Source organism: Nitrosospira sp. TNL200 (genome assembly GCF_055386305.1).
The window spans coordinates 1,326,556-1,341,795 of the sequence record NZ_AP041003.1; the positions used below are offsets into that span (position 1 = coordinate 1,326,556).

A 15,240-nucleotide genomic window follows, 5' to 3' on the forward strand; every position below is an offset into this window, starting at 1 on the left:
GCGCAGTCATCTCCTGGTAAGGATGACAGGAATTACTTCGAGTCTATTTTTTCCTTCAAATGTATCGATGCACGCTCCACCGCCTCGACGGCTTCCTCCACGTGCCCCTCCTGGGCCTCGCCGATGGCCTCATCCATTTCCTCGAAAGCCTCCTTGTCGTGTTCGGCCCTTTCATGTTCTCCATATATGGGTTTTTGGAGATTGGTATAAGGATGTTCCTTGTTGGCTTCGATCAGCTCTTTTTTCCCTTCTTCCGTATGATTGCTTATTCCTTTGATATTGCCTTCCTTTCCGCTACGGATCGCTTTCTCCAGATGTTTGAGCGCTTTTTTTTCGTGATCCTCCTCTTCGGCATGCAACAGGGCCGGATTAGCGAGGACAAGCAGAGTCAATAGAAAAGCATGTCCGTTTGATCTCAATTTCATATTTTGTCTCAAGTGCGAGTTTGAATAGAGTGAAGCAGGGGGTCGATAGGCACCGTCAGGCGCTGTAGTTTTTATTTGAAAGAAGGAGGTCCCAAGTAATTCACATCATTAACGTTCGTAGTTAACGCTTCATGCCGATGACGATGCTGTAATAACCGAATGTGGAGTATACGCGGGTTTTCTTGAATTCCGCCCTTCCCAGCATCCCTGACAATTCCAGCCTGAATAGTATTTTCCCTGGGTGTCATTTCTCAGTAGGTTGTTCACCTGTAGGTCGCCGTGAGCTTCCCCCGAAAAATCGTCTTCCAAGGGTGATGTAAAATCGAAGTCACATTGGAGAGGAAGATGATAAAGATACCGAGGCAGGAATACACAGGCGAGTTCAAGGAATTGGCAGTCAAGCGTATCAAGGAAGGGCTGACACCGGGCAGGATAAGCAAGGAGTTGGGAGTCAGCGACCAGACTCTGCGGAACTGGGTTAAGGCTGCAGCGGCAGGCAAGCTCAACGGTGCCGGAGGCAAGGTGGTCACGCCGGAGCAGATGGAGCTATCCCGGTTACGCACCGAGAACGGCCGGCTCAAGCGGGAGAATGAAATCCTAAAAAAAGCGACAGCGTACTTCGCGAGGGATGTAGCGTGAAGTACGCCTGGATTAATACGCAGCGGACGGAATATGGACTGGACGAGATGTGCCGGGTCCTGGATGTCAGTGAAAGTGGTTACCGGGCATGGAAGCGTGGTGGCAAGCCGGAACGCAAATGGCTGACGGATAGCCGGATGCTGATGCTAATCCAGTCCATCCATGCCGAACTCAAGGGTGCTTATGGCAGCCCGAGGATGGTCAAGGAATTGCGGGAACGGGGTTTCCCGGCCAGTAAGGAACGGGTTGAGCGGTTGATGCGGGAGAATGGTATCCGGGCGCGCCACAAACGGCGTTTCAAGGTTACAACGGATTCCAGGCACACTCTGCCGGTGGCGCCCAACCTGCTGGATCGCAACTTCACACCGGACGCCCCGAATCAAATCTGGACATCCGACATCACCTATTTGTGGACAGACGAAGGCTGGTTGTATCTGGCCATCGTGCTCGACCTGTTCAACCGTGAAGTGGTCGGCTGGTCATTGAAACCGCGCATGACGGCAGACATCGTGACCGATGCGCTGACCATGGCGTGGTTCCGCAGGAAACCGGCGGCGGGGCTGATCCACCACTCGGATCGGGGCAGCCAGTATGCCAGTCTTGCCTTCCAGGACAGGCTGAAAGAGTACGGCATGATCTGCTCGATGAGCCGCAAGGGGAATTGTTGGGATAATGCCCCGACTGAGAGCTGGTTCAATAGCCTCAAGAACGAGCGTGTGCATGGACTACGCTATGAAACACGAGCAGAGATGACAGCGGCAAGCTTCGAGTACATTGAGGTATTCTACAATCGGAGACGGCGACACTCGACCTTGGGCTACAAGTCACCGATGCAGTTCCTTGATGACTGGCTCACTGCTCAGCAGAAGAAACAACGGGTAGCATGAATCCCACCTGTTGGAAGACGAAAAATCGAGGGAACCTCACCGTTGTGCCCAATATTTCCCCCTGGGATTACCCCATTATCAACTTGAACTGCCTCTCGGCATAAACAAACGATATGTCTTCCTGACCGGGTTCGAACAAGGTGTGTCATTCACGGAACTGTCGAGCATTTGGAGCAGAATCTGCGGAATAAATACGGGATCTTTTTCCACGACGAAAGTTATACTTTTTCCTCGATAACAATTGGAATTGAATATCAAGTCAAAGCTTTTTATCTGCTTCGGCCAGCCGTTTCAAATTTTTTACCATGCGTTCGGCGCCCTCCCGGACCACTTCCCGGATGAGCTTTTCAAAAGGACGCATGAATATCTGAATTTCGGTCAACTCGAAAATAAAGGTCAACTTGGCTGATTTTCCTGGTTCGATTTCCTCCAGCTCATAAGTGCAGCGGAAAGGGTCATCCACACCGGTAAATTCCAGGCGTTTATCGCGCTCATAGGAATTGATGGTGAATTTAGTCTCAGTGCGTCGTCCCCGATCGATACGAACCTGGCGTGCTATTGTCCCCAACTTCACCGGACCCTCAGTGAGTTGTTCGAGTTCGACAACTTCTGGAGACCATTTGGGATAGTTTTCGAAGAACCCGTCCCCCAGATATCGAAAAATATCGCTGCAAGAACATTCAACCGATATGCTAGCCTTCGCTATCACGGGTTCTTTGGGGCGTAGGTCGAATATGCTTCCTGCTCCCGCATTCTCCTTTGGCCAATCCACGTGTGTAACTCAACAATATCAAGTTCAGCAGTCGAAGAAGATTTTCAGTAAACAAGTCCGTTGACGAGAATCAGCTTATCCTGGATTTGGGAAACCCTTTCATGAATCGGAGGGATCGGCATGCCAGATCCAGACGGATAATTTCCTGCAGCCCGTTTTTTCATTCCGTTCGCTTGCGCACACAGGCCTTCAGCGTTTTAGCGAGGAATTTTTCTTGGAAAAGGAATTTTCCTTTATTAACGGCCGTGATGATTTCACCGAGGCCATCAGTTCCCTGCAATTGGCATCCTCCCCAGGTCCTGTCTCGATCAGCGCAATAAGAGACGCGGCCGGCGTGCCAAAAACGCCCAATAGAACGGCGGCGCCCACGCGAATGGCCAGGATTTTGTCCGGGTATATCAATGGGTCCTTAAACGTTCCCGCTATGTGCGCGGGTGTCCGGAAGCTCAATATGCTGGGATCCTTGGGCTCCGGAGACAGCTTCATCTTGATCGATTCGTCGACGAGACTTATCTGCCCTTCGCCGAGCAGATTGGTCTCAGCCGTATCGAAAACGAAAGTCTCATTCTTCATGATTCCGTTCGTGATATCGAAATCGATAACGCCACACCGTACAGGCACGTTTTTATCGCCAGTGAACAGGAGCTTGATAAGCTTGGCTCCATCGAGGTCTATAGCCGCGAGTACTGTGTCGCTGATCTCCCCGCCAGACATGATCATCCCGAACCGCCCATTGGTCGAGGCCAGAAGCGCTCCCACCGATTCACCCTTGCCTTTAACATTAGCCGCACCGCCGATCAGGCCCTTGCTGTCCTTGGTCAACTCCAGCTTGGGAAAGAGTTTGGGAAGCTGAAGCCTCTTTACCTCCAGTTTTGCCGCTCCCTGAGGAATTTCGTCACGCGCATTTATGGTGACACTGGCCTTGATGTCGCCGCCAGCAACTGCAAAATCCACTGGATCTATCGTCATCAGTCCGTCGTCGACTTTGAGATGGGTAAAGAGATGTTCGACGGGCAGGTCCTTGTTTCTGATGGATTTTCCAGTGAACTTCACGTCGGCGTCCATAGCCCGCAATCTATCGACCTTAAACTTCTGATCTGGCAGCAGGCGGCCACTCTGGGCCTTGGCGGATGCCTTTTTTTCCTGTTTCTCCGCAGGACTATCCTGTGGTTGTGGCCCGCGCCTCGCAGCAACGAAGCCCTGCAGGTCATTCAGGTCAAGCTGCTCTGATACGATATCCCCCCGTAGTATCGGGCGTTTCCCACCCGTATCGAACACAATGTCTCCGCCGAGATCGCTGGAGCCTACCTTGCCCGAAAATCCATGCATTCCCCATTCCCCATTCCCCATTCCCCATTCCCCATTCCCCATTCCCCATTCCGTCTTCCGGTGCATGAGCCTTCCGGATATCCGGTAGGGAGGGGAGGGAAAGACGACAATTCCCGTGATCGGATAAAGCGCGGACAAATTGTCACCATGCAGTTCCAGATTGAGATCGATTACTTTCATCGCGGCGAGGCCGGTAATCGTGCCATCGAATGCCGCATGCGTGTTCCCGATTTGCACTTTTCCTTTGACCGGATAAGGAAAATTTTCGTCCGCAAGCGCCATTGCGGCGCCACCATGCACTTCCGCTACGAACTCCAGCCCCGTGAATTTTCCTTCCGCAGCTATATCCAGGGGAGTTTCCCGCGCATCGGCGGAAGCCGAACTGGTGACGATCTTTACGGTTATATCGGATTCCGTCCTGGGATCCCGGAACATGACCGCTCCGCGATCCAATACGAGGCGGCCGATAGTCGGCAACTTCGTTTCCTTTTCTTTCTCTTTTTTCAGATCCCAGTTTTTTTTACCATCCCCGCTTTTTTCCAGGATAATTTTCGGTCGAGACGCCGATACCTCAGGCAACACGATATCTCCCTTCAGCAAGTCCCACAAGCTGACCCGAAATGCGATCTTGCCGACAGCCAGCATTGGCTGCTCCGTTCCCCATTCGGCATTAGCGAGCGACACGCCCTGCGCGCTGATAAGCGGATTCAGCGACAGCCGGACGTCGAGGTCGCCCGCAATAATGAAATCCCGGCCGGTTTTCTCGCTGACCTGCCGTTGAATATAGGGCTTTGTCATATTCCAGTCGAACAATGCTGCAAATATGGCAATAAGCGCAAGGATTGCCCCGAGGATCAGCAGCGCTTTTCCGGCAGTCCTGGAGCGGATATTCATCAGGTCTCTTTCATGATAATGAACAGGGACAGCATCATGTCATTTACATAAAGCGCATGCTGGTACTATGGCACGAGCGATGCCATGGTGATAATGCGTTAATCCGGGAGTATGTTCGGTTCGTCATCGCACACAGCGCGATGCGGCAATCGGGTGACGCGAGGCGGGTGGGGCGGCGCTCCACCGGGCGAATTCAGGCCCAGGCTTTGCGGAGGGATGATGTTACATTCATAAGCCCCGCCACCTCGGCTGAAACCCGGAAAACGGGGAAATTGCTTTCAGTTCCTGCATACGTCGGAGCGCAGGCGGTCGAATTCCTTCTTCACCATCTGGTAGCATTCACAGACCCGGCTTTCCAGGCCTGACCGGTCCAGGACTGTAATATGGCCGCGGCGATAGCGGATAAGCCCAGCCTGTTGCAGCCTGCCCGCGGCCTCTGTTATTCCTTCCCGCCGCACGCCGAGCATGCTGGCGATTAATTCCTGTGTCATGACCAGTTCCTGGGAGTTTAAGCGATCCAGGGTCAGAAGCAGCCATCGGCAGAGTTGCTGCTCGATCGTATGATGCCGGTTGCAGACGGCTGTCTGCGAAATCTGGGTAATCAGGGCCTGCGTATAACGAAGCAGCAGACGCTGTACCGAGAGGGTCTGATTGAATTCCTGCAGCATGATGCTTGTCTTCAGCCGGTAACTGTATCCCGCGGTTTGAACGGTAGCCCAGCTTGGCGTGGTTTCTCCCCCCATGAAAAGCGATATCCCAAGCATGCCTTCATTCCCCACTCCGGCAATCTCGGAAGATGCACCGTTTTCAAGAATATAGTGCAGGGAGATGATGGCTGAAACGGGAAAGTAAACATAGGAAAGGCGTCCCCCCGATTCGCATAGCACGTCGCCGAGAGGCAGGTGAACCAATTCCAGATTGGGTTGCAGACGTTCGAATTCCGCCGGCGGCAGGGCGGCAAGAAGATGATTTTGAGCAGGTTGATTTGGAGGGGGACTAAGCATCCGTTAATAAGGGCGACGGCTTGAAGCATAGCCAGAAAAACGGCGGATGAGTCACATCGGCGTAGCCGCTTTCTTTCACCAGGCGGCTTCTTCCCGTATGCGCGCTTCCTATATGTCTATCATGGCACTATAAGACAATACCTGGCTCTGCGGTATTTTATTGTGCGCTAGCGTACATACTATGGATGAGCTGAGCTTTATTATTGAGCCATGCATATCAGTCCAGGATGGACTGTGGTGTCTCCTTTCATCAATTTCGTTAAACTGGATTATGCTGCAGAGCGATCGTGGCAGCAATCCGGCCACGATTTCGCCTCCCTACGCCCAGCCGTCCGGTTCAATGTTTGCGAGTGCTGGCATCCTGGAGTCGATGTCGTTGCGCGCGCAAACCATCACTTCAAGAAATCCCGGAGCCGCCATCGAGAGTATTCTCATATGGCGCAACGGGTGAAGTCAAAGGATGAAGTTCATGGCTTAAGGGAATATTTGAATTGAGAGCGAGCGAAACAGCGGTTTCAAGATGGTTATTTTCTTTTGCACGCAAGTTTCGCGGGTTCGGGAAGCAGCGGCCGCCCGTCAGCGAAGAATTCCCCCTCCGTTCGGAACTCTTCAGTGCCGACCAGATGGAGTTGTACGGCGGCATTCTGGCGGCTTCGCATGAGTTGGCAGCACGCCGCGGCACGGACCAGCTTCTGGCGCGCCTCGATGAAAACGAGAATATCCTGTTCAGCGTATGTGGCGTGCTGGCCGAGGCGGTTTCCGCCGGTCGCCCGCTCACTCCGGCCGGAGAATGGCTTTTCGACAATTTCTATCTGATCGAAGAGCAGATCCGCATTGCCAAGCGCCATCTTCCCAAGAACTATAGCCGCGAACTGCCCATTCTTGCGCATGGTTCTTCCCCCAATCTTCCACGTGTCTATGATATCGCCTTGCAGGCGATTGCGCATGGAGATGGCAGGGTGGATACGGAAAGCCTCAGGCGCTTTGTGGCCGCGTATCAGGGCGTGAGCAACCTGCAGTTGGGCGAATTATGGGCGATTCCCATCATGCTGAGGCTGGCCCTGATCGAGAATCTTCGCCGCGCGGCAGTGTATGTTTCGTCCGGGCATGCCGACCGCGATATCGCTAGCGCCTGGGCAACTGAAATCACTCGCATCGCCGAAAAGGATCCCAAGAGCCTGGTTCTCGTCATTGCGGACATGGCGCGGTCCGACCCGCCGATGTCAACTCCCTTCGTATCCGAGCTGACGCGGCGCTTGCAAGGCCAGGGGCCTTCGCTGGCGCTGCCATTGACCTGGATCGAGCAGCGGCTGGCGGAATCGAATCAGACCATCGATCAGATGGTGCAGTCCGAAAATCAACAGCAGGCGGCGGATCAGGTTTCCATCTCCAACAGCATCGGCAGCTTGCGCGTGCTGGGCGCCATCGACTGGCGGGATTTCGTGGAAAGCACGAGCATTGTCGAACGCGTACTCCGCGAAGACCCCGCCGGGGCCTACAGCCGCATGGATTTCGGCACCCGCGACCGCTACCGCCATGTGGTGGAACGTCTGGCGAGGACCAGTCCTGTATCCGAGGTGGAAATTGCCCGAAACGCGCTTCGGCTGGCAACCGAGGCCGGGAGAAAAACAGAAGGAGGTGTCAGCGCGCATGTTGGCTTCTATCTCATCGATGAAGGGTTGCCGGAACTCGAGAGCGCGGCGCAGGTGCGCCTGCCCGTTCACGAAAGAATCTCGAAGGCGCTGCATCGCTCACCACTTCTTTATTATCTTGGCAGCATAGCGGCAATCACGCTCGGTTTGACCGGAAGCCTGGTTGCAGCAGCCCGCGCGGAGGGAGCAGGCACCTGGTTTCTGGCCGGGATCGGCGTTCTGTCATTGTTCGCCATGAGCCAGTTGTCGCTGTTGCTGGTCAACTGGATGACTCAGCTGCTGGTCAAGCCGCATTCGCTTCCACGCATCGATTTTTCGAAGGGGATACCCTCAACGTTTCGCACTCTCGTAGTGGTTCCAACAATGCTTACGCGGGAATCAAACGTTGTTGATCTCGTGGAAGCGCTCGAAGTCAGGTTTCTGGCAAATCCGGATGACAATCTCAGCTTTGGCTTGCTGACCGATTTCCAGGATGCGGATGAGGAAAATCTCCCGCAGGACGGACCCTTGCTGCAGGTTACCCGCAGGGGAATCGAAGAACTGAACAGGAAATATGCGACTGCAGCCGCAGACGCCGAAATCGGGAATATGCCAGCGAATACAGCGGCAAATCCACAGGACAGGAAGCATGGCCCCTTCTTTTTATTTCATCGTCCGCGCCGCTGGAATCCGCAAGAGCGGCTGTGGATGGGATATGAGCGAAAGCGCGGAAAACTTGCTGAGTTGAATGCGCTATTGCGCGGAGGGGCAATGGATGCCTTTTCGCTGATCGTCGGCAATACTTCCATATTGCCGGAGATCAAATACGTCATCACGCTCGATACCGATACGCAGCTCCCCCGGGAATCAGCCCATCAGTTCGTGGGCACCATGGCTCATCCGCTGAATCGTCCTCGCCTCGAGGAAGCCGGCGGGGCGAAAAATAACAGGATGGTGAAGAAAGGTTACGGCATCCTGCAGCCGCGGGTTGCGACAAGTCTCTCAAGTACCAACGAATCGCGGTATGCCTGGCTTTTCGGAGGGGAAGCGGGGATCGATCCCTATACGCGAATTGTTTCGGACGTCTATCAGGATCTGTTCCACCAGGGATCATTCGTCGGTAAAGGCATTTACGATGTCGATGCGTTCGAGCACGCCCTTTGCCGCCGCTTCCCCGAAAACCGGGTCTTGAGCCACGACCTCCTGGAGGGGTGTTACGCCAGGGCTGGCCTCCTGAGCGACGTGCAATTGTACGAGGAATTTCCGACACGCTACCTGGCGGATGTGAAACGCCGGCATCGCTGGATCCGGGGAGACTGGCAGCTTGCGAGCTGGTTGTTGTGGCGCGTGCCCGGACCGGATGCAAGCTACCAGCCCAATCCACTCCCCCCGCTTGCCCGGTGGAAATTGATGGATAACCTCCGGCGCAGCCTGATGCCGCTGGCATTGACGCTGCTGCTTGCGGCTGGATGGATCGGGCTGCATGATCCCTGGTTCTGGACAGTGGCCGTGATTGGCGTATTCGCGATTCCTCCCGTGATTTCACTTGTCTCCAACTTTCTGAACAAGCAGTCCGACATATCGTGGCGCCAGCATCTCGTTATCCTGGGGCGCGAAGCCAGCAAGCATTCGGGCCAGATATTGTTCAATCTGGCCTGTCTTCCTTACGAAGCCTATTACAGTCTTGACGCAATCATCCGGACGCATTTCCGTCTTTTCATCACTCATCGGCGGCTTCTCGAATGGAGTCCCTCACATGATGCCGAAATAGAGCAAGGCCCGGCAGCAGGGCAAAAACCTGTCGGCATTGGCGGATCCTTCCGCACCATGTGGATTGCGCCCGCCGTGGCGGCCGCGGTAGCACTCGGCATCGCACTTTCGGACCCGGTCATATTGATCTTTGCCGCGCCGATCCTGTTGCTATGGGCGGCATCGCCTGCCATTGCCTGGTGGATGAGCCGCACGCCGCCGCCCCGCCGGGCGGAGCTGGCTGCGGGGCAAATAAATTTCCTGCGGCGAGTCGCACGGCGGACTTGGCTGTTCTTCGAGACTTTCGTCACGTCTGAGGACAACTGGTTGCCGCCGGACAATTTCCAGGAGCATCCCGTTCCCACCGTCGCTCACCGGACATCGCCGACCAACATGGGCCTCTCGCTGCTGGCCAATGTCGCCGCCTACGATTTTGGATTTATCGGGATAAGCCAGTTCCTCGAACGGACATCGAATACGCTGCAGTCGATGGAAACGCTGGAAAGGTACCTGGGGCATTTTTACAACTGGTACGATACCCAGACCAAAGCGCCCCTGACCCGCTATATCTCAACGGTGGATAGCGGGAATCTTGCCGCTCACCTGCTGACGTTGCGTGCCAGCCTGATGGAAATTGCGGATGCGCCAATTGCCATGGAGCGTGTATTTCTGGGGTTGAACGATACGCTCCAGATTCTTCACGCCACCGTCGCGGGTTCGGCTTCCCGTCCCCTGGCTCAATTCGAGCAAATGCTCATCGGGGTGACAGCGCAACGCCAGCGGATCAGCCTGGCCGAGGCGAGAGTCAATCTGGACCGGCTGACGGCTTGCGCGGAGGAACTGGTGCAGGAACTTGGCGGCGCGAACCACGCATCTGCGGGTGAAGCGGGTGAATGGGCGCAGGCGCTGGCTACGCAATGCAAAAGGAATCTCGACGAATTGGTCAGCCTCGCTCCGCAGTCTCTTTCCTCATATGGAAACGGCAATACCGATATGCCGGGGCCTGCCATGGAAACCGCCAGCTTGCGCCAGCTAGCCAGCCGAGGCAGCAACGGGGCGGAAAGCCGGCTGGCCCTGCTCGAACAACTCGCGCAACAGGCCGGGGAGATGGCGCAAATGGAATATGGGTTCCTCTTCAACCCCGCGCAACGCCAACTCTCCATCGGCTATAACGTCGGCCAGCGGCGGCTGGACTCCAGTTATTACGACCTGCTCGCATCGGAAGCGCGGTTGTGCAATTTTGTGGCGATAGCCCAGGGCCAGCTCGCGCAGGAAAGCTGGTTCGCGTTGGGGCGGATGCTGACCAGTGTGGGACACGAGACTGCTCTCATATCGTGGAGCGGATCGATGTTCGAGTATCTCATGCCCTTGCTGGTGATGCCCACTTTCGACAACACGCTTCTCGACCAGACCTACAAGGCCGCAGTCAACCGCCAGATCGAGTACGGCAGGGAACGGGGCGTGCCATGGGGCATATCCGAATCCGGCTATAACGCCGTGGATATCCATTTCAATTATCAATACCGGGCTTTCGGCGTTCCTGGCCTGGGATTGAAGCGTGGCCTGGGCGAAGATATGGTTATCGCTCCTTATGCTTCCGTGCTGGGATTGATGGTTGCGCCGGAGGCTGCGTGCGCCAACCTCCAGAGGCTTGCAGCGGAAAAAATATCGGGCAAATTCGGATTCTACGAGGCCGTGGACTATACGCCGGCGCGCCTGCGCCGGGGAGAAACCCGCGCCATAGTGCGCTCATTCATGGCGCACCATCAGGGTATGAGCCTGTTGTCTCTGGCCTATCTGCTGCTCGATCGTCCGATGCAGCGCCGGTTTGGGTCCGATCCTTCATTCCAGGCGACCATGCTGCTGCTGCAGGAACGGATTCCCAAGCCTTCGATCATCCTAACGCATACCACGGAGCTGCCGGATATCCGCATGCCAAAAGAGCTTCCGGACATGCCCATGCGCATGCTTTCCACGGCTAATACACCGATTCCGGAAGTCCAGCTGTTATCCAACGGCAGGTACCATGTCATGGTGACGAATAGCGGCGCGGGAAGCAGCCGCTGGAAGAACCTCGCAGTAACAAGATGGCGGGAGGATGCCACCTGCGACAACCGCGGAAATTTCTGCTATCTGCGAGATACCGCCAGCGGAGAATTCTGGTCCAATACTTACCAGCCAACGCTCAAGGAAGCGAAGCGCTATGGCGTGATATTTTCGGAAGGGCGGGTCGAATTTCGCCGGCGCGATCTCGATCTCGATACGCATACGGAAATTACCGTATCGCCCGAAGACGATATCGAATTGCGCCGGCTGCATATCACCAATCGTGCCTGGACGCGCCGCACAATCGAGATAACATCTTATGCCGAGGTGGTGCTGGCGACAGCGGCGGCTGATGCCCAGGCGCCGGCATTCGGAAACCTGTTCGTGCAGACGGAAATCCTGCCGGACCGGCATGCGATACTGTGCAACCGCCGGCCTCGTTCGCAGAACGATCCCGTGCCCTGGATGTTTCACCTGATGTGGGTCCATGGAAATATTGCCGAATCTGTTTCGTATGAGACAGACCGCATGGCATTCATAGGACGGGGAAACGATTTATCCGCCCCGCTTGCCCTGACAACGACGCCAGGACCGCTTTCCGGCAGTTCCGGCTCGGTGCTGGATCCTATCGTGGCGATACGCCAGCAGGTAACCATAGAACCGGGGGAGTCCGCCGTCATCGATATCGTAACGGGAGCGGGGGACTCCCGCCATGCGGCCATGAACCTGGTCGATAAATACCAGGACCAGCATCTGACCAACCGTGTTTTCGATCTTGCGTGGACCCACAGTCTGGTGGTGTTGCGCCAGCTCAACGCAACCGAGACGGATGCCCAGCTATTTGGGCGGCTCGCAGGATCCGTCTTGTATGCCAATGCCTATCTGAGAGCCGATGAGGCAATACTGAGCAAGAACCAGAGGGGCCAATCCGGCCTATGGGGATATGCGATCTCCGGTGATCTGCCCATCGTGCTGCTGCAGATCAGCGACGCCGGGAATATCGGCCTGGTGCGGCAACTGGTGCAGGCCCATGCCTATTGGCGCGTCAAGGGGCTCGCTGTCGACCTGGTGATCTGGAACGAGGATCATTCGAGCTATCGCCAACTCCTGCATGACCACATAATGGGCCTGATCGCAGGAAGCGCAGAGGGTCATCTGCTCGATCGCCCCGGAGGAATTTTCATCCGGCGGGCTGAGCAGATCGCATTCGAGGACCGGATTCTTTTGCAAACAGTGGCTCGCGTCATCATCCTGGATTCGAAGGGCAGCCTGCCGGAACAGTTGATCCGCCGTATTCCCACGGAGCTTCCAGTTGCGCCGGCGAGGCTGGCGCCGACCAGCCGCGCCGCTCCAGTCCAGCAGGTGAAGCTGCCAGACCAGCCGCTGCTCTTCAACAACGGCCTGGGTGGATTTACGCATAGCGCGCGGGAATATATCGTCATCACGGGCCGCGACCAGGTTACGCCTGCGCCTTGGGTAAATGTTCTTGCCAACCCGGATTTTGGCAGCGTGATATCGGAAAGCGGCCAGGCATATACCTGGGGCGAGAATGCGCATGAGTTTCGCCTGACTCCCTGGAACGACGATCCGGTTTGTGATCCTGGCGGAGAGGCTTATTATCTGCGCGATGAAGAAAGTGGTTATTTCTGGTCGCCAACGCCGCTGCCGGCAAGGGGAACCACGCCTTATGTCACGCGGCATGGATTCGGCTACAGCGCTTTCGAGCATATCGAGGAGGGTATTTACACCGAATTCATTATTTATGTGGCGCTGGATGCCTCGGTCAAATTCGCGGTGCTAAGGATCCGCAACGAATCCGGGCGCAAGCGCAAACTTTCCGCGACCGGGTGCATCGAGTGGATTCTGGGAGATTTACCCGAGAAAAGCAGGATGCATGTAGTGACGGAGATTGACGCGGGAAGCGGCATTTTGCTGGCGCGAAATCCGTACAATCACGAATTTCCGGGCCGGACCGCATTTTTTGATGCGGATGACGCGGCGGGCCGAAGCGTAACCGGCGACCGCACCGAATTCATCGGCAGAAATAGCACATTGAAAAATCCCGCCGCCATGGGAATGAAATCGCTTTCGGGAAGAGTTGGGCCGGGACTCGATCCCTGCGGCGCGATTCGTGTCCCGCTGGAACTGATGGATGGCCAGATGAAGGAGACGGTCTTTCGATTGGGAGTCGGGATGCATGCGGAAGGCGCGATCACGCTTGCGCGCCGCTTTCGTGGCGTAGCCGTGGCTCATGAGGTATTGGAAAGCGTATATGGCTACTGGAAGCGCACGCTGGATGCGGTGCGCGTGGAAACGCCCGATCCCGCATTCGACGTGCTGGCCAACGGCTGGCTGGTATATCAGGTCATGGCATCCCGGCTGTGGGGGAGAAGTGGTTTCTACCAGTCGGGCGGTGCTTTCGGATTCCGTGATCAGCTGCAGGACGTCATGTCGCTCGTTCATGCCGAGCCTGCGCTCGTGCGCGAGCATCTGCTGCGTGCGGCGGCACGGCAGTTTGTTGAAGGCGATGTCCAGCACTGGTGGCATCCGCCGGGAGGCCGTGGCGTGCGGACCCGGTGTTCCGATGATTATTTATGGCTGCCTCTGGCAGTCTGCCGCTATATCCAGGCGATCGGCGACACGAGTGTCCTGGATGAGGTGATTCCGTTTCTGGAAGGCCGCCAGGTTGGTGCGGACGAGGAGTCGTACTATGATTTGCCGGTTCGCTCGGAACAGGCTGCGAGCCTGTACGACCATTGCGTCCGTGCGGTCGTGCACGGCTTGAGATTCGGCGAGCACGGCCTCCCGCTGATGGGCAGCGGCGACTGGAATGATGGGATGAACCTGGTGGGTTTTCATGGGCGCGGGGAAAGTGTCTGGCTGGCCTTTTTCCTGCATGAAGTTCTGGTTCAGTTTTCCAGCGTGGCCAGGCGCCGCAACGATATGGCTTTCGCAAAACGTTGCGAAACAGAGGCGGATAGCCTGGCAAAAAATATAGAAGAGCATGGCTGGGATGGGCAATGGTACCTTCGCGCTTACTTCGACGATGGTTCTCCGCTCGGATCTTCCGTCAACCCTGAATGCCGCATCGATTCAATCACACAGAGCTGGTCGGTGCTAAGCGGGGTTGGCGCTCCCGAACGGCAACGCCAGGGAATGGATGCGGTTGATCACTATCTTGTTCGCAGGCAAGCGGGTTTGATTCAGCTTCTGGATCCGCCGTTCGATCAGTCGGCTCTGGATCCGGGATATATAAAGGGGTATGTTCCCGGGGTGCGCGAGAACGGCGGGCAATACACCCATGCTGCGATATGGACAACGATGGCTTTCGCCGTGAGGGGCGACAGCAAGCGCGCGTGGGAACTGCTCTCGATGATCAATCCGGTCAATCATACCCGGACGCCGGAAAAGACGGCTATCTACAAGAATGAGCCTTATGTGGCGTCAGCCGATGTTTACGCCGTTTCTCCGCACACCGGGCGCGGCGGATGGTCGTGGTATACCGGTTCCGCGGGATGGATGTATCGGCTTATGCTGGAGACGTTGCTGGGACTCACGCTGGAGGAAGGGACACTGAAATTCAAACCCTGCCTTCCGGCGGACTGGAAGGAATACAGGATCCATTATCGCTATGGCGAAACGACTTATCGTATCCGGGTCGTGCAGGAAACCGGCGGGAAACCCGATGAGAAGCGGGATACCGGCATAACCGGAGATGCCGGAGTAATCATCGATGGCGTGAAGCAGATCGCTCCGGCGATTACGCTTGTCGATGATCGCGTGGATCATCATGTCGAAGTCCGGGTTCATCCTCTGCCGGCCCTCGCCGATGCTCCGCTCCCTGGGAAGCCCTGAACGACTTCC

The 15,240-nt window shown here is 56.0% G+C and carries 7 protein-coding genes; 3 read left to right on the top strand and 4 right to left on the bottom strand.

The window, feature by feature from the left end:
- Positions 1 to 32 precede the first annotated feature (32 nt).
- On the bottom strand, positions 33 to 425 hold the full coding sequence (gene smbP, locus ACZ5CE_RS05900) for a small metal-binding protein SmbP (protein ID WP_464576886.1): 393 nt from the start codon (positions 423 to 425) through the stop codon (positions 33 to 35).
- Between the two features lie 345 nt (positions 426 to 770).
- Here smbP and ACZ5CE_RS05905 point away from each other — a divergent pair.
- Positions 771 to 1,951, top strand: a protein-coding gene (locus ACZ5CE_RS05905; RefSeq protein WP_464574838.1) for an IS3 family transposase whose coding sequence is annotated in 2 segments (ribosomal slippage) — positions 771 to 1,023 and positions 1,023 to 1,951 — 1,182 coding nt in all. Because the reading frame shifts where the segments join, the coding sequence is not laid out codon by codon here.
- Between the two features lie 259 nt (positions 1,952 to 2,210).
- On the opposite strand, the gene ACZ5CE_RS05910 is transcribed toward ACZ5CE_RS05905, so the two are convergent.
- The 3 genes from ACZ5CE_RS05910 to ACZ5CE_RS05920 all read right to left on the bottom strand — a co-directional run bounded on the left by ACZ5CE_RS05910 (position 2,211) and on the right by ACZ5CE_RS05920 (position 5,950).
- On the bottom strand, positions 2,211 to 2,723 hold the full coding sequence (locus ACZ5CE_RS05910; RefSeq protein ID WP_464576888.1) for an SRPBCC family protein: 513 nt from the start codon (positions 2,721 to 2,723) through the stop codon (positions 2,211 to 2,213).
- A 189-nt stretch (positions 2,724 to 2,912) separates the two neighbouring features.
- Positions 2,913 to 4,946 (bottom strand): AsmA family protein, encoded by a 2,034-nt coding sequence (locus ACZ5CE_RS05915; RefSeq protein WP_464576890.1) that lies wholly within the window; start codon positions 4,944 to 4,946, stop codon positions 2,913 to 2,915.
- A gap of 278 nt (positions 4,947 to 5,224) precedes the next feature.
- Complete coding sequence (locus ACZ5CE_RS05920; RefSeq protein ID WP_464576892.1) at positions 5,225 to 5,950, bottom strand: Crp/Fnr family transcriptional regulator; 726 nt, start codon at positions 5,948 to 5,950, stop codon at positions 5,225 to 5,227.
- Between the two features lie 271 nt (positions 5,951 to 6,221).
- Between ACZ5CE_RS05920 and ACZ5CE_RS05925 the strand changes: the two genes are divergently transcribed.
- On the top strand, positions 6,222 to 6,401 hold the full coding sequence (locus ACZ5CE_RS05925) for a hypothetical protein (RefSeq protein WP_464576894.1): 180 nt from the start codon (positions 6,222 to 6,224) through the stop codon (positions 6,399 to 6,401).
- A 40-nt stretch (positions 6,402 to 6,441) separates the two neighbouring features.
- Positions 6,442 to 15,231, top strand: a complete 8,790-nt coding sequence (locus ACZ5CE_RS05930) for a glycoside hydrolase family 94 protein (RefSeq protein WP_464576896.1) — start codon at positions 6,442 to 6,444, stop codon at positions 15,229 to 15,231.
- Positions 15,232 to 15,240: the final 9 nt, after the last annotated feature.